Source organism: Paenirhodobacter huangdaonensis, assembly GCF_004022465.1.
In the GTDB taxonomy this organism is placed as follows: Bacteria; Pseudomonadota; Alphaproteobacteria; order Rhodobacterales; family Rhodobacteraceae; genus Rhodobacter; species Rhodobacter huangdaonensis.
Window position 1 is genome coordinate 605,760 of the sequence record NZ_SAVA01000001.1, and the last position, 14,823, is coordinate 620,582.

The following is a 14,823-nucleotide window of genomic DNA, read 5'->3' on the forward strand; positions in this document are numbered from 1 at the left end:
CGCCCAATCCTTGGGCAAAACCGGCGTTCCGAGCGGATTTTCACCCCGGCACATCCGGATTAAATTTGCGTATACGCAAAATTCTTGCCCAGGCTCGGCGCAACGAAAGGGCCCGCCATGTGGAAGACCGAAATCCGTGACAGCGCCGAAACCGCGCCCGCCGCCGCGCCGGCCCCCTCGCTGGGCGCCAGTCTGAAGGCGCTGCGGCTTGACCGGGCGCTGACCCTGACCGCGCTGGCGACCGAAAGCGGGGTCTCGGCGGCGACGCTGTCGCGGATCGAAAGCGGTCAGCTCTCGCCCACCTTCGAGGTGATCGCGAAGATCTGCCGCGGCCTTGGCACCGGCCTTGAGGAGCTTCTGAGCTATGGCACGAGGAAGCGGCTCGCGGGCTGGCGCTCGCTGACCCGGGCGGGCGACGGGCGGGTGATCGAGACCCCGCATTACCGGCTCGAACTGCTGTGCGACGACGTGATCCGCAAGCCCTACCTCGTCTTCCGCGCCGAGATCCGCGCCCGCAGTCTGGACGAATTCGAGACGCTGCAGGCCCACCCCGGACAGGAACAGCTGGTGGTGCAAAGCGGCCGCGTGCGGGTCTTCACCGAACATTACGCCCCCGTCGACCTCGGCCCCGGCGACAGCTTCGCCTTCGACAGTGCGATGGGGCATGCGCTGGTCTCGCTGGATGCCGAGCCGGCAACCGTTCTGTGGGTCTGCGACCTGCGCGAGACCCCGTAAGGAGAGACAGATGCAAGACGACCGGGTGGTGGTGATCGGTGCGGGGGTCATCGGCACGATGACGGCGCGGGCCCTGGCAAAACGCGGGCAGCGCGTCACGTTGATCGAGCGGTTGCCGGGCGCGGCCGAGCTGTGCTCGCGCGGGAATGCCGGGATGATGGCGGTGGGCCATGCCAAGGCCTGGGCCGAGCCCGCGGCGATCCCGGCGCTTGGCCGGGCGTTGCTCGGGCGCGAGCCCGCGGTGCGGGTGAGCCGGCTGATCGACCCGGCGCTGTGGCGGTGGGGGATCGACTTCCTGCGCCACTGCACCGCCTCGGCCAATGCGGTGAACAGCGACCGCGAGCGGCGGCTGGCACGGTTCAGCCGCGACATGCTGAAGGCGGCCGAGACCGAGATGGGCCTGCCCGTCGCCACCGCGCACGAGGGCGCGCTCTACCTGTTTCAGGACGGCGCGCAGTTTCGCAGCTATGCCGCCAAGGTCGGCACCGGCGGCGAGATCGAGGCGCTCGGTCCCGCGGCGCTGATCGCGCGCGAACCGGGGCTTGCGGCGATGCGCGAGCGTCTGGCGGGCGGGCTGCTCAGCCACATCGACTCGGTCGGCGACTGTCACCTCTTCACCCGCCGCACCGCCGCCTGGCTGGCCGAAACCGGCCGCATCGAGATCCGCTATGACACCGCCGTCACCGGCTTCACCCGCCACAACGGCCGGATCGTCGCGGTCGAGACCTCGGCCGGCCCGGTGCCCTGCGCGCAGGTGGTTCTGGCAACCGGGGTCGAGACCCCTGACCTGACCCGCCCGCTCGGCTTTGCCCCGGCGATCTATCCGGTGAAGGGCTATTCCGGCACCTGGCGGATCACCGACCCCACCGGCGTGCCGCGCCTGCCCTTCGTCGACGAGACCGAGCTGCTGGCCGTCGCCAATTACGGCGACCGGCTGCGGGTGACGGCGATTGCCGAATTCGCCGGGCGCGACCGCAGCCTGCCGGCCGAACGGGTGAAACTGCTCGATGACTATGTGCGGCGCAGCTTCGGCACGGCGGTCGATCTCGACACGCCCGAGTTCTGGACCGGCCTGCGCCCGACCACCCCCGCGGGCCCGCCCTTCCTCGGCAAGGTGAAGGGCGTGGCCAACCTCTGGATCAATGCCGGGCACGGCCAGCTCGGCTGGACCATGAGCCTTGGCGCGGGCGAGATCCTCGCCCAGCACCTCACCGGCGAAACCCCGGCGCTGCGCGACGTCTCGGCGCGCGCACGCTGGCTTGCGGCGGCATAGGAGAGGGCCCGTGAAGATCCTGAGCCTTGCGGAAACCCGCGCCGCCCTGCCCTTCGAGGCGCTGATCGAGGCCCTCGACGCCGGCTTTCGCGCCGGGGGCGAGGTGCCGCTGCGCCACCAGCACCTGATGACCAACCCCGGCGCGGCCGAGGACGTGCTGCTGCTGATGCCGGCCTGGCAGGCGGCGGGCTGGGGCGGGGTGAAGATCGTCAACGTGCACCCGGGCAATGCCGGGCTCGGCCTGCCGGCGATTGCCTCGAGCTATATCCTCTTCGAGCGGCGCACCGGCGCGCATGTGCTGATCCTCGACGGTGGCGAGCTGACGGCGCGGCGCACCGCGGCGGCCTCGGCGCTGGCGGCGAAACGCCTCGCCCGCCCCGACAGCCGCCGCCAGCTGATCGTCGGCGCCGGCCGGGTCGGCGCGAACCTCGCGCAGGCCTATCGCGCCGCGCTGCCGATCGAGACGGTCGAGGTCTGGAACCGCACCGCGGCCTCGGCCGAGGTGCTGGCGGCCGAGCTGCGCGCAGGGGGCATCGCGGCGCAGGCGGTCACCGATCTCGCCGCGGCGGTCGGACGCGCCGATGTGATCTCCTGCGCCACGCTCGCCCGCGCGCCGCTGATCCGCGGCGACTGGCTGCGCCCCGGTCAGCACATCGACCTGATCGGCTCCTTCACCCCCGAGATGCGCGAGGCCGACGATGCGGTGCTGCGCCGCGCACGGATCTTCCTCGACACCGATCACGCCCGGGTGGAAAGCGGCGACATCGCGCAGCCGCTCGCCTCGGGCGCGATCGGCCTTGCCGACATCGAGGGCACGCTCGACACCCTGTGCCGCGAGAACCTGTTCCCGCGCCGGTCACGCGACGAGATCACGCTGTTCAAGGGGGTGGGCTCGGGGCTCGAGGATCTGGCCGCGGCGATCCTCGCCCATGACCGGGTGGTGGGCTGATCAGCCCGCCGCAGCGGCCCGCGCCGCCTCGAAGGCGCGGGTCTCGGCCGTCAGCCATTTGCAGAACACCTGCAACGGCTCGTAGCTGTCCTGATCGCGCGGCCAGCACAGGTAATAGGCCTCTTCCGAGCGCATCGGCGCATCGAGCGCGCGCACCAGCCGCCCCGCCGCGATCTCGTCGTCGATGAGGAAGGTCGGCAGCAGCGCCACGCCCAGCCCCGCCGCAGCCGCCTGCGCCGCCGTGGCGAACTGGTCGAAGAGCATCCCGTGCACGTTCTGCGCATCGACATCGTGGCGCAGGAAATACCGCTCCCACGCATCGGGGCGCGAGGTCAGGTGCAGAAGCGGCGCCGTGCGCAGATCCGCCGCGGTGCCGAAGTGATAGCGTTCCAGAACCTCCGGCGCGCAGGCCGGCACCACATCCTCGCCCATCAGATGGACGCAATCGGCGCCCGGCCAGTCGGTGCGGCCGAAATGGATCGCGGCATCGACCGCCTCGTTGCGAAAGTCGAACTGCGTCAGCCGGGTGACGAGGTTGATGGTGATGCCCGGGTTCTCGGCCAGAAACCCCGGCAGCCGCGGCGCCAGCCAGCGCGTGCCGAAGGTGGGCAGGATGGCCAGCGACAACGTGCCGCCATGCGGGTTCGCGCGCAGGTTCATCGAGGCCTGCGAGATCTTCTGCAGCGCCTCGCGCACCTCGCGCGCATAGGAGGCGCCGCCCAGCGTCAGCCGGATCGTCTGCTTCTCGCGGTGGAACAGGCAGGTGCCGAGCTGTTCCTCGAGCGCGCGGATCTGCCGCGACACCGCGCTTTGCGTCAGCGACAGCTCCTGCGCGGCGCCGGTGATCGACTGCAGCCGGGCCGCGGCCTCGAAGGCCTGCAGCAGCGACAGCGACGGCAGAAAACGGCGCGGGGTTTTCATCAGCAGGGCTCCGAGCAGCTCGCGCCTGCTTTCGCCCGCGCCCCGCGCCGAGACAAGCATTTTCTGCCGCTCAGACCGCAAGGCGACGCAGGATCCGCGCCTCGATGCGGCCGACGACCCGGGTCAGCGGGAAGGCCACGGCGAAATAGATCACCGCGATCGCCGTCAGCATCTCGACCGGGCGCCCGGTGCGGTTCGAGATCGAGGAGCCGATGAACATCAGATCCGCCATGCCGACCGCCGAGATCAGCGCGCTTTCCTTGAACAGCGCGACCGCATTCGACAGAAGCGTCGGGATCGCGCGCAGGAGCGCCTGCGGCAGTACCACCCAGAGCGCGAGGTTCATCCCGGTGATGCCGAGCGCGCGGCAGGTGTCGTATTGCTCGCGCGGGATCGACTTCAGGCTGGCGCGGAAGGTCTCCGAGGTGATCGCCCCGGCATAAAGCGTCAGCGCCACCACCGCCGAGGCGAAATTGCCCGGCTCGAAGCCCAGAAGCAACGGCAGGCAGTAGAAGATCCAGAACAGCTGGATCAGTACCGGCGTGCCGCGGAAGAGCTCGACATAGAAGGTTGCGAACGCCCGCAGCGGCATCAGGCGCGAGCGCCGCGCCTGCGAGGTGAGAAAGCCAAGCGCAATGCCGAGGGCAAGGCAGATCAGCGTCAGCCGCACACTCATCCACAGCCCGATCAGCAGCGCGTCCCAGTACTTGAACGGGACCATGGGGTCGAAATGCATCATCGGAACGCCTCCTCAGGCCTGGACGCGGTCGAACCGCGCCTCGATGCGCTGGACGATCAGCGAGACCGGCGCCGAGATCGCGAAATAGATCGCGGCGACGACGGTATAGGTCTCGATCGGGCGATAGGTCTCGGTGGCGAGCATCTTGCCCTCGTACATCAGGTCCGGAATCGCCACGAGCGCGACCAGCGCGCTTTGCTGGAAGATGGTGATGCCATTCGTCATCAGCACCGGCAGCGCGGCGCGCAGGGCATGCGGCAGGATGACATGGCGGATCCGGGTCCAGCCGCTCAGGCCAAGCGCCGCGCAGGCGTCATATTGCTCGCGCGGGACGGACTGGATCGCGGCGCGGTAGCCCTCGGCGTTGAAGGCGGCAAGGTTCACCCCAAGCGCCAGCACCGCCATCACCATCGGGTCGATGAACAGGTTGAACAGGATCGGCACGCAGTAGAAGAACCACACCACCTGCACCAGCACCGGGGTGCAGCGAAAGACCTCGACCATCGCCGCGGCGGGCGCACGCAGCAGCGCGCTTTTGGCGCCAAGCAGCAGCGCGACGGCAAAGCCCAGCGTCAGCCCGATCAGGTTCGCAAGCCCCGTGAGCTCGAGCGAGACCACAAGCCCCTGTCCGAGCTTGTCGAGGTTCTGCCATACATAGAAGAACTGCAGATCGTAGCTCATCGCGCCCTCACCTCTTCTTCGCGAAGACGCGCTCGACGAATTCGCGGGTGCGGGCGACCTGCGGGGCGTCGAGCACCTGCTCGGGCGGGCCGTCCTCGACCACCACGCCGCCGGCGGCAAAGACCACGCGGCTCGCGATGTTGCGGGCGAAATGCATGTCATGGGTGACGATCATCATCGGCATGCCGGCATCGGCAAGCTCCATCATCACCGCCTCGACCTCGGCCACGAGCTCGGGGTCGAGCGCCGAGGTCACCTCGTCGAAGAGCAGCAGATCGGGGTCGAGCATCAGCGCGCGGGCGATGGCGACACGCTGCTTCTGCCCGCCCGACAGCTGCGAGGGATAGGCGCGCGCCTTGGCCTCAAGCCCGAAGCGGGTCAGCAGCCCCATCGCCTTTTCCTCGGCCTCGGCGCGGGGCATGCCGCGGGTCTTCACCGGGGCGAGGGTGAGGTTGCGCAGGATGTCGAGATGCGGGAACAGCGTGTAGTGCTGGAACACCATGCCGACGCGCGCCTGCAGCTTGCGGTCGATCTTCGTCTTCGCCCCGTCGCGCAGGATATAGGGCTTGCCGTCCATGTAGATGTCGCCGCCGACGATGTCCTCGAGCCCCATGACGATGCGCAAGAGCGTCGACTTGCCGCCGCCCGAGGGGCCGATGATGACCAGCCGGTCGCCGCGGTCCATCGAGAGCGTCAGGCCCTTGAAGATCTCCAGATCGCCATAGGATTTGTGCAGGTTGTGAATTTTGAGGAGCTTGTCCTGAGCCATCGTCCTTGCCTTCGTGCAGAGGGGCGGGCGGAGGTCTGCCCCCGCCCGCCGGTTTTGGGTGGGGCTCACTGGCCCTCGGCCAGAACCTCCTGCACCGATTTCTCGACCAGCGCCTCGACATGGCCGGTGGCGACCTTCTCCTCGATGAAGATGTTCAGCGCGTCGATGTCCTTTGCCGGGAAGCCGGCATTCAGGCCAAAGCCGATGCCCTGCTTGGCGATCGCCGGCTCGGGCGCCAGATCGACGGCCCAGTCCTTGTTCGCGGCGATGAACAGCCGGTTGGTGTCGGACGGATCGGCCAGCACGTCGGCGCGGCGCGACATCACCGCAAGGCGCGCCTCGTCGGACGACGGCAGGCGCACGATCTTCGCCTTCTTCACCAGCGGCGAGACCGACTTGTCCATCGCGGTGCCCGAAACGACGGCGATGGTGACATCGTCCTTGTCGAGATCGGCCAGACTCTTCGCCCCCGCCGGGATCTTCGGGTTGTCCTTGTTGTAAAGCAGCGTGATCTCGTAGGGCACGGCCGGGTCCGAGAAGGCGATGGCGAGCGCCCGGGTCGGCGTGCGATTGAGCGCGAGCGACAGGTCCCATTTGCCGGCCTGCAGACCGGCGACGATGTTGTCCCACGTGGTGTCGACGAATTCGACCGGCACGTTCAGCACTTCCTCGCCGAACTCGCGGCACAGGTCGGCGAAGAAGCCGCTGTATTCGCCGGTGACCGGGTCGCGCATCACATAGGGCGGGAAGACGGCGGCGCCGCAGCGCAGCTTGCCCGCCGCCTGCACGCCCGCCCAGCCCTCTTCGGGCGAGCCGGCGGTTGCGGTGAGGGGGGCGGCAAGGCCGAGCACGGCGGCAAGGCCAAGCGCGGCAAGGGACTTGAACGGGTGGATCACGGGGGGCACTCCCTGATGAGACGGTTCTTCTGGCGGCACCCGGGCGGCAGGGCCGCGGGCTCGTCCCCAGATCGGCGACGGCGCGCCCCCCGAGACAATCAAGCGATGCGCAAAAGCTCATTCCGTTTCAGAATGAACATCCGGATTTTCATTGAATCCCAGCGGGCTGCACGGTGCGACCGCGGGTCCGCGGAACGATGCGGCGGCAGGAGGTCCGCGAAGCGCCCAATCTTTGAGCGCCATTTTGCCGGCAAAGAACGATTCTGTGCCGGCTGAGAAAGGATGAGGATTTCAGGCTTTTCGTCCGTTTCCGCCGCGCGCAGGCCTCGGAAGCCGCCACATCGGAAGCGCCGCGCGGCCGGTTCGCCCCGCGGCGCAGGCGCGATCAGAACGCGCGGCACGGCATTCCGCAACGGAATGACAGGGCGGAAAGGCGCGCCGCCGGGGCGTGGCCGGCAGCGGCAGCCGTGCTCAGACCCCGCCGCGCCAGGGCAGCACCCAGGGCGCCGAGCGGCGCGCGATGCGGTCGGTCAGGAGCGCCAGCGCCAGCACCAAGGCAAGCGACAGCACCGAGAGCGCCGCCGCCCCGGTCGAATTGCCCTGCTGTTGCAGCGCGAAGATCATCACCCCCACGGTCTCGGTCCCGGCCGACCACAGCAGCGCCGAGAGCGTGAGCTCGTTGAAGGCGGTCATCACCACCAGCACCGCCCCCGCGGCGGCGGCCGGCGCCGCAAGCGGCGTGAAGATCCGCGCGATGCGGCGCAGCGCAGGGGCGCCGGCGATCCGCGCCGCCTCGTCGAGTGCGGGCTCCATCGCCTGCGCGACCCCGCCCACCGGGCGCAGCACCAAGGGCAGGAAGCGCGCCAGATAGGCGAAAAGCAGGATCACCGGCGTGCCGTAGACGGAAACGCCCAGCCCCGGCAGCGGCGGCAGGAAGACGAGGATCATCGCGAGCGCCAGCACCGTGCCCGGCACCACGAAGGGGGCGTCGGCGAGCGTATCGAGCCGGCGCAGAAGCGGTTGCCGGGCGATCTGCGCGAACCAGGCGAAGGGCAGTGCCACAAGGGCCGAGAGCGCCGCCGCGGTCAGCGACAGGCCCAGCGAATTCACGAAGGCGCGGCGGATCACCGGATCGGCGAGCGTCTGCGTGACATTCGCGAGCGTCACCGTCTCGGCCGTCAGCCGCATGCCGAGCGCCGGCACCAGCGCCGTGCCGAGAAGCGCCGCGATCGGCGCGATCAGCAGCACGCCGAGCATGGCCCAGAGCACCGCCAGCGCCAGCCCGCGCCCGCGCCCCGGATCAAAGCCCGCGAAGGGCCGTCCGGCGGCGACCGGCACCGAGAGGCGGCAGATCAGCGCGCTGCGGGCCAGAAGCGCCAGCCCCGCCAGCCCGATCAGCATCAGCGCCAGCACCGCGACCTGACCGAGCACCTGCGGGCCAAAACCATTGAGCCGCTGATAGATCAGCGTGGTCAGCATCGGGAAGCGGCCCGGAATGCCCAGAAGCGCCGGCACGCCGAAATTGCCCACCGCCGCCGCGAAGGCGAGGATCGCGCCGGCCAGGATCTGCGGCAGGCAGAGCGGCGCGATCACCCGCGCGACGATGCGCATCGGGCCGGCGCCCGCGATCCGCGCCGCCTCGACCAGATCCGCCGGCACCGCGCCCAGCGCCGCACGCACGGCGAGAAAGACGAGCGGCATATGCTCGATCCCCATCAGCCAGGCGACGCCGGCGCCCGAGTAAAGCGGATTGCGCGCGCCCGCCCCGGGGGCAAGGCCGAGCGGCGCAAGGATCGGCGAGGAGGAGCCGAAAAGCTCGATCCAGGCAAGCGCCATGATCTGCGACGGGATCAGCATCGGCGCGAGCGCGAGGAAGGTCATCGCCACCCGCCCCGGCAGCCGCATCAGCCCGAGCGCCAGCGCCAGCCCGGTGCCGAGCGTGACCGAGACGGCAACCGATCCGGCCGAGGCGGTGAGCGTGTTCGCCAGCGCCGCCCGCGCCGCGCGGCTGAAAAGCGCCTCGCGGATCAGGCCAAGGGGGCGGCCGGCATCGTCGGGCCCGAAGGCCTCGAGCAGCAGCCGCGCCAGCGGCCACAGGCCAAGGCCGAGGACGTAAAGGGCAATCAGGGCGATGACGAGACCGTCACCGCCCGGAAGGCGCGCGCGCAGACCCGCGCGCGCGGCAGAGGCCGTCAGATCAGCCACCGAAAAGGTCCGAGAAGGTCTCTTTCGTGTCCTTGTCGGCGGCGAGCATCTTCGCCGGATCGGCCGACAGGATCTTCAACGAGGCGGGGTCGGGATAGCCCGCGGGCTGGGCCACGCCCTCGAGGATCGGGAAATAGCCCTGCGCCGCCGACTGTTCCTGCGCCGCACGGCCCAGCTCCCAGTCGACGAAGACCTTCGCCGCCTCGATGTTGTCGCTGTCCTTCAGGATCGCGACCGGCTGGGTGATCGACGAGACGCCTTCCTTCGGGAAGACGAAATCGACGGGCGAGCCCTTGGCCTTCGCATTCATCGCCATGTATTCGATGATGATGCCATAGGCCTTTTCGCCGCGCGCCACGGCCTCGAGCACGGTGCCGTTGCCCTGCCCCGCGACCGCGCCGTTCTTCGCCAGCGCCTCGTAATAGGGCCAGCCGAATTCGGGCTGCTGCACCATGGTGCCGACATGGATCACCGCCGCGCCGGAGTAGAGCGGGCTCGGCATGATCGTCTGCGCCGCGATCTCGGGTTTCTCGAGATCGGCCCAGGAGGTCGGCGCCTGTTTCACCAGCGTGGTGTTGTAGACGATGCCGGTGGTGATCAGCTTGGTGCCGAAGAAGGTGTGGTCGGGGTCGACGACCGCGGCCGGAATGCCGGCAAGCGGCGCGTTGTCATAGGCATAGAGGCGGCCGTCGGCCTTCAGCTGGGTCATCGCCACGGCATCGGCGATCAGCATCACGTCGGCCGGGCTGCTGCCCGCGGCAAACTCGGCCTGCAGCTTCGACATCAGCTCGGTCGTGCCGGTGCGGAACACCTCGACGGTGATCTCCGGGTGGTCCTTGTTGAAGGCGGCGACGACGGCGGCCATCTGGTCGCTCGGCTGCGAGGTGTAGACGGTGATCGTGCCTCCGGCCTGGGCCAGCGCGCCGGTGGCGAGCGCGGTGGAGGTGAGGAGCCCGAGGGCGAGGCGGCGCAGGAGCGTCATGGTTGGGTATCCCTGATCTTTGAAACTGGGCGTGGGCTAGCGCCGCGATGCGACAGCCGGGTGACGGTGGTTTTACAGTTCCGTGTCGGCGAGCGGTCTTTCGTGCCAGCGCCCGTCGGGGGCGGGCGACCAGCGCGAGACCTCGCCGTTCAGCGGCCGGCGGAAGGCGCCCGTGCCGATCAGCGCGTGGAGCTCGCGCGCCACGCCCGAATGAGCGACGATCAGCACCGGGGGGCGACAGTCGAGCCCGGCAAGGGCAGCGCGGATCCGGGCACGGAAGTCGAGCGGCCCCTCGCCGCCCGCCGGGGTCTCGTCGCGGCGCAGCGTGGCGCGCGGCGCGCCCTCCCAGACGCCCCAGTTGCGCTCCGCCAGCCCCGCATGAAGCCGCACCGGCAGGCCGAGGCGGGCGGCGACCGGGGCCGCCGTCTCGCGGGCGCGGGCAAGCGGCGAGCACCAGATCGTCGCCGGCCGCTCGGCGGCAGGCAGCGCCGCAAGGGCCCGCGCCGCGGCACGCGCCTGGCCCCGGCCGGTGGGGGTCAGCGGCAGGTCCATCGCGCCGGCGATCAGATCGGCAGCATTCGCTGCGGTCTCGCCATGGCGCAGGAACAGGAAGGGCGTGTCGAAGGGCAGGATCACCAGTGCATCTCCGCGGTTTCGGCAAAGACCGCGCCGGGCAGCGCGGCGGCCAGCGCGCGCCGGCCCGCGGCCGGGATGAAGGCCGCCATCGCCTGCGCGGGGGCGATCGCATCGAGCAGCGCGCGGGTGGTGGCGAGCGGCGGGTGCACGTTCCAGCGCAGGAAGGCGGCCCGGCCGGCGCGCGTCAGCGCCTCGGCCGGGGTGGCGACGCCCAGATGCCCGGTGAAGACGATCCGCGCTTCGCCGGTCTCGGCAAAGCGTGTGGCAAGCGTTGCGGCCACGCCGCCTTCGGCATTCGGGCCGGCGGCGATCATCACCCCACGCGCGGGCGCCTCGGGGTCAAGCGGGCGGGTCGCGGCCAGAAGCCGCGCCAGCGCCGCCGCGCCGCCCGGCGCAAGCCAGCCCGGACAGGCCTGCATCACCGCAGCCACGCGCCGGTGCGCGGGACAGAGGAAGACCTCATGCCCGGCCTCGAGGAACACCCGCGCCATCTCGAGCCCACGGCCCGCAGCGGGGGCAGGCAACAACAGCGGCCCTTCGGCGGCAAGCGCCAGCAGCGCCGCGCGCTGCGCGGGCAGGGCCTCGTCCGCCGCGCCATAGCTTGCATCCAGCACCGCAGCGCGGGCGGTGGGCGGCGTGGCACAGGGCCAGAGACTGCCCTCGACCGACAGATCGCCGGTGTAGAGAAGCCCCGCCGCCCCGCCGATCCGCATCCACACCGCCCCCGGCGCATGGCCCGAAGGGCCGGTCTCGACCGGCACGCCCAGCACCGCCCCGCGCGCGGGCAAAAGCCCGCCCGAGGCGGCGGCGACCGCGGGCGACAGCGCGGTGACCGGTGCCGTGGCGAAGACCGGCGGCGCGCCGATCTGGCCAAGCAGCGACAGCGCGCCGATATGGTCGGGATGGCCGTGCGAGATCAGCACCGCATCGACACGGCCCACCCCCGCCAGATCGGGCATCCGCCCGGCATCGGGCCCGGTGCCGAGATCGAGCAGGAACCGCCGCCCGGAAATTTCCAGCAGGAAGCAGGCGGGCCCCTTCGCATCGAAGCCCGAGATCGCGATGAGGGACGGCATCAGGCGAAGACCGGCTCGGCGGCGGGCGCCAGCTCCTCGCGCGGCAAGACCCAGCCGCCGCGCAGCTGCAACCCGACGAGCGTGCCCGGCGCCACCGCCGCGCGGCTGCGCAGCTCGAGCGGTTCGGGCAGATCGAGCCCCTCGGGCAGGCAGGCGAGCACATATTCGCCGCCCTCGAAGCGCTGGTCGATGACCCGCGCCGACAGATCCGCCGTACCCGCGGCGAGCGTCAGGTCGCGCGGGCGCAGGCACAGCCAGGCCGGGCCCGGCGGCGCCGCGCCGGGCAGCGACAGAAGCCACGCGCCAAGGCGCAGCTTCACCCGCCCGCCCTGCGCCGCCAGTGCCGTCACCGGCAGCGTCCGGCCATTGCCGACGAAGCGCGCCACCATCGGCGTCGCCGGGCGGTCGAACAACACCTCGGGCGGGGCGATCTGCTCCATCCGGCCGCGGTCCATCACCCCCACAAGGCTCGCGATCGCCATCGCCTCGTTCTGGTCATGGGTGACGAAGACGAAGGTGGTGCCCGAGGCGCGGTGGATGCGGCGGAACTCGGCCAGCATCGACTGGCGCAGATGCGCATCGAGGTTGGCCAGCGGCTCGTCGAGCAGAATGAGCGCCGGCCGCGCGGCGAGGCTGCGGGCAAGCGCCACGCGCTGGCGCTGCCCGCCCGAGAGCTCATGCGGACGCCGCCCCGCGGCATGGGCGAGCCCGACGGTCGTCAGCGCCTCCTCGATGCGGCGCGCACGCTCCTCCGCGGGCAGACGGTTCAGCCCGAAGGCCACGTTGCCGGCGACCGTCATCTGCGGCCAGAGCGCGTAGGACTGAAACACCATGCCAAGCCCGCGCGCGCCCGGTTCGACGAAGCGCCCGGGCCCCGCCACCTGTTCGCCGGCGATGCGGATGGTGCCGGCATCGGGCCGCTCGAGCCCGGCGATCAGCCGCAACAGCGTGGTCTTGCCGCAGCCCGAGGGGCCAAGGAGCGCGAAGAAGGCCCCCGAAGGCACCTCCATGGTGATGCCGTCGACGGCATGTGTCGCCCCGAAGGCAAGCCGCAGGTGCGAGGTCTCGATGCTGGCCATTCCCGTTCCTTCCGTTCGGGGCGGCGGCTACACCCGCGAGGTGACCGCAGTGTGACAGCGCGCGCCGCCGCACCGCCCCCCCTTCGGCCAAAGTCTCTGGCCTTGCCCGCACAACCGCGTTAAACCGCCGCAAAACCGGAGCAAGGGCGGGATCATGGCGCGTCACCTCATCACCTCGGCGATTCCCTACATCAACGGCATCAAGCACCTCGGCAATCTCGTGGGCTCGCAACTGCCGGCGGACCTCTACGCCCGCTATCTGCGCGCGCGCGGCCACGAGGTGATGTTCATCTGCGCGACCGACGAGCACGGCACCCCGGCCGAGCTGGCGGCGGCGAAGGCGGGCAAGCCGGTCGATGTCTATTGCACCGAGATGCACGAGGTGCAGGCCGAGATCGCCGCCGGCTTCCGGCTGAGCTTCGACCACTTCGGCCGCTCCTCCTCGGCGCAGAACCGGGTGCTGACCCAGCATTTCGCCAAGGTCCTGGCCGAGCACGGGCTGATCCGCGAGGTGACGGAAAAGCAGATGTATTCGGTCGCCGACGGCCGCTTCCTGCCCGACCGCTACATCGAGGGCACCTGCCCGAACTGCGGCTATACCTCGGCGCGCGGCGACCAGTGCGACAATTGCACCAAGCAGCTCGACCCGGTCGATCTGATCAACCCGCGCTCGGTGATCTCCGGCTCGACCGATCTCGAGATGCGCGAGACGAAGCACCTGTTCCTGCGGCAATCCGCGATGAAGGACAAGCTCGCCGCCTGGATCGACAGCAAGACCAACTGGCCGGTGCTGACCACCTCGATCGCGAAGAAATGGCTCTTCGACGGCGACGGGCTGCAGGACCGCGGCATCACCCGCGACCTTTCCTGGGGCGTGCCGGCGCAGTTCGAGGGCGCACCGTGGTCGGGGATGGAAGGCAAGGTCTTCTACGTCTGGTTCGATGCACCGATCGAATATATCGGCGCGACGCAGGAATGGGCGGACAAGACGGGGGGCGACTGGGCGCGCTGGTGGCGCACCGACAAGGGCGCCGAGGACGTGACCTATACCCAGTTCATGGGCAAGGACAACGTGCCCTTCCACACGCTCTCCTTCCCCTCGACCATCCTCGGCTCGGGCGAGCCCTGGAAGCTCGTCGATTACATCAAGTCGTTCAACTACCTGAATTATGACGGCGGCCAGTTCTCGACCTCGCGCGGGCGGGGCGTGTTCATGGACCAGGCGCTCGGCCTGCTGCCGCCCGATTACTGGCGCTGGTGGCTGCTGAGCCATGCGCCCGAAAGCGCCGATGCCGAGTTCACCTGGGAGAATTTCCAGGTCTCGGTGAACAAGGATCTTGCCGATGTTCTGGGCAACTTCGTCAGCCGTATCACCAAGTTCTGCCGTTCGAAATTCGGCGAGACGCTGCCCGAGGGCGGGCTCTGGGGCGAGCGCGAGATCGCGCTGATCGCCGAGCTGGCGACCCGCGTGCGCGACTACGAGCGGCTGATGGACGAGAAGGAAGTCCGCAAGGCCGCGACCGAACTGCGCGCGATCTGGGTCGCAGGCAACGAATATCTGCAGGCCGCAGCGCCCTGGACCGTGTTCAAGACCGATCCGGCACAGGCCGCGGCGCAGACCCGTCTGGCGCTGAACCTGGTGCGGCTCTATGCGGTGCTGTCCGAACCCTTCATCCCCGATGCCGCCGCCACGATGCTGGCCGCGATGCAGACCGGGGACCGCAGCTGGCCCGGGGACATCCGCGCCGCGCTCGAGGTGCTGCCGGCGGGCCATGCCTTCACCACCCCCGAGGTGCTGTTCCGCAAGATCGCCGACGAGGAGCGCGAGGACTGGCAAAACCGCTTCGCCGGCACCCGCGACTGAGCGCGCAAGGGGGGCGCT

General features: G+C 70.2%; 14 protein-coding genes. 4 read left to right on the forward strand and 10 right to left on the reverse strand.

The genetic code is table 11. The features are described from left to right. Window positions 1-117: 117 nt before the first annotated feature. Genes EOW66_RS20790 through EOW66_RS02890 form a run of 3 tightly spaced genes read left to right on the forward strand, consistent with a single transcriptional unit; the run spans window position 118 to window position 2,957 of the window. Window positions 118-735: a helix-turn-helix domain-containing protein gene (locus EOW66_RS20790; protein ID WP_128154667.1), complete on the forward strand. Its 618-nt coding sequence runs from the start codon at window positions 118-120 to the stop codon at window positions 733-735. A gap of 10 nt (window positions 736-745) precedes the next feature. Beyond that, the gene (locus EOW66_RS02885; protein WP_164881004.1) at window positions 746-2,008 is read left to right on the forward strand and encodes an FAD-dependent oxidoreductase; all 1,263 of its coding nucleotides are present in this window, start codon (window positions 746-748) and stop codon (window positions 2,006-2,008) included. A gap of 10 nt (window positions 2,009-2,018) precedes the next feature. Beyond that, window positions 2,019-2,957, forward strand: a complete 939-nt coding sequence (locus EOW66_RS02890; protein WP_128154671.1) for an ornithine cyclodeaminase family protein — start codon at window positions 2,019-2,021, stop codon at window positions 2,955-2,957. Here EOW66_RS02890 and EOW66_RS02895 read toward each other — a convergent pair whose 3' ends face one another. From EOW66_RS02895 to EOW66_RS02940, 10 genes are all read right to left on the reverse strand, one after another. Continuing rightward, window positions 2,958-3,878: a LysR family transcriptional regulator gene (locus tag EOW66_RS02895; protein WP_128154673.1), complete on the reverse strand. Its 921-nt coding sequence runs from the start codon at window positions 3,876-3,878 to the stop codon at window positions 2,958-2,960. Window positions 3,879-3,948: 70 nt separating this feature from the next. Then, window positions 3,949-4,617 (reverse strand): amino acid ABC transporter permease, encoded by a 669-nt coding sequence (locus tag EOW66_RS02900; protein ID WP_128154674.1) that lies wholly within the window; start codon window positions 4,615-4,617, stop codon window positions 3,949-3,951. 12 nt (window positions 4,618-4,629) lie between these two features. Next, complete coding sequence (locus EOW66_RS02905; protein WP_128154676.1) at window positions 4,630-5,298, reverse strand: amino acid ABC transporter permease; 669 nt, start codon at window positions 5,296-5,298, stop codon at window positions 4,630-4,632. Window positions 5,299-5,305: 7 nt separating this feature from the next. Next, window positions 5,306-6,067 (reverse strand): amino acid ABC transporter ATP-binding protein, encoded by a 762-nt coding sequence (locus EOW66_RS02910; RefSeq protein WP_128154678.1) that lies wholly within the window; start codon window positions 6,065-6,067, stop codon window positions 5,306-5,308. Window positions 6,068-6,132: 65 nt separating this feature from the next. Beyond that, complete coding sequence (locus EOW66_RS02915; protein WP_128154680.1) at window positions 6,133-6,963, reverse strand: substrate-binding periplasmic protein; 831 nt, start codon at window positions 6,961-6,963, stop codon at window positions 6,133-6,135. A gap of 471 nt (window positions 6,964-7,434) precedes the next feature. Further along, the gene (locus EOW66_RS02920) at window positions 7,435-9,168 is read right to left on the reverse strand and encodes an ABC transporter permease (protein ID WP_128154682.1); all 1,734 of its coding nucleotides are present in this window, start codon (window positions 9,166-9,168) and stop codon (window positions 7,435-7,437) included. Beyond that, entirely contained in the window at window positions 9,161-10,150 is a 990-nt protein-coding gene (locus EOW66_RS02925) for an ABC transporter substrate-binding protein (RefSeq protein WP_128154684.1), read from the reverse strand. The genes EOW66_RS02920 and EOW66_RS02925 overlap by 8 nt, the downstream gene beginning before the upstream one ends. A gap of 72 nt (window positions 10,151-10,222) precedes the next feature. After that, entirely contained in the window at window positions 10,223-10,786 is a 564-nt protein-coding gene (locus EOW66_RS02930) for a histidine phosphatase family protein (RefSeq protein WP_164881005.1), read from the reverse strand. Next, entirely contained in the window at window positions 10,783-11,862 is a 1,080-nt protein-coding gene (locus EOW66_RS02935; protein ID WP_128154686.1) for an MBL fold metallo-hydrolase, read from the reverse strand. The genes EOW66_RS02930 and EOW66_RS02935 overlap by 4 nt, the downstream gene beginning before the upstream one ends. After that, entirely contained in the window at window positions 11,862-12,941 is a 1,080-nt protein-coding gene (locus EOW66_RS02940; protein ID WP_128154688.1) for an ABC transporter ATP-binding protein, read from the reverse strand. The genes EOW66_RS02935 and EOW66_RS02940 overlap by 1 nt, the downstream gene beginning before the upstream one ends. A gap of 154 nt (window positions 12,942-13,095) precedes the next feature. On the opposite strand from EOW66_RS02940, the gene metG reads away from it, so the two are divergent. Continuing rightward, a complete protein-coding gene (gene metG, locus EOW66_RS02945; RefSeq protein WP_128154689.1) occupies window positions 13,096-14,805 on the forward strand; it encodes a methionine--tRNA ligase in 1,710 nt (569 codons plus the stop codon). Window positions 14,806-14,823: the final 18 nt, after the last annotated feature.

Excerpts from the sequence above, each read along its gene's own strand:
- EOW66_RS02885 (WP_164881004.1), top strand. The coding sequence starts at position 746 with ATGCAAGACGACCGGGTGGTGGTGATCGGTGCGGGGGTCATCGGCACG.
- EOW66_RS02895 (WP_128154673.1), bottom strand. The coding sequence starts at position 3,878 with ATGAAAACCCCGCGCCGTTTTCTGCCGTCGCTGTCGCTGCTGCAGGCC.
- EOW66_RS02935 (WP_128154686.1), bottom strand. The coding sequence starts at position 11,862 with ATGCCGTCCCTCATCGCGATCTCGGGCTTCGATGCGAAGGGGCCCGCC.
- EOW66_RS02940 (WP_128154688.1), bottom strand. The coding sequence starts at position 12,941 with ATGGCCAGCATCGAGACCTCGCACCTGCGGCTTGCCTTCGGGGCGACA.
- metG (WP_128154689.1), top strand. The coding sequence starts at position 13,096 with ATGGCGCGTCACCTCATCACCTCGGCGATTCCCTACATCAACGGCATC.
- EOW66_RS20790 (WP_128154667.1), top strand. The coding sequence starts at position 118 with ATGTGGAAGACCGAAATCCGTGACAGCGCCGAAACCGCGCCCGCCGCC.
- EOW66_RS02905 (WP_128154676.1), bottom strand. The coding sequence starts at position 5,298 with ATGAGCTACGATCTGCAGTTCTTCTATGTATGGCAGAACCTCGACAAG.
- EOW66_RS02900 (WP_128154674.1), bottom strand. The coding sequence starts at position 4,617 with ATGATGCATTTCGACCCCATGGTCCCGTTCAAGTACTGGGACGCGCTG.
- EOW66_RS02925 (WP_128154684.1), bottom strand. The coding sequence starts at position 10,150 with ATGACGCTCCTGCGCCGCCTCGCCCTCGGGCTCCTCACCTCCACCGCG.
- EOW66_RS02910 (WP_128154678.1), bottom strand. The coding sequence starts at position 6,067 with ATGGCTCAGGACAAGCTCCTCAAAATTCACAACCTGCACAAATCCTAT.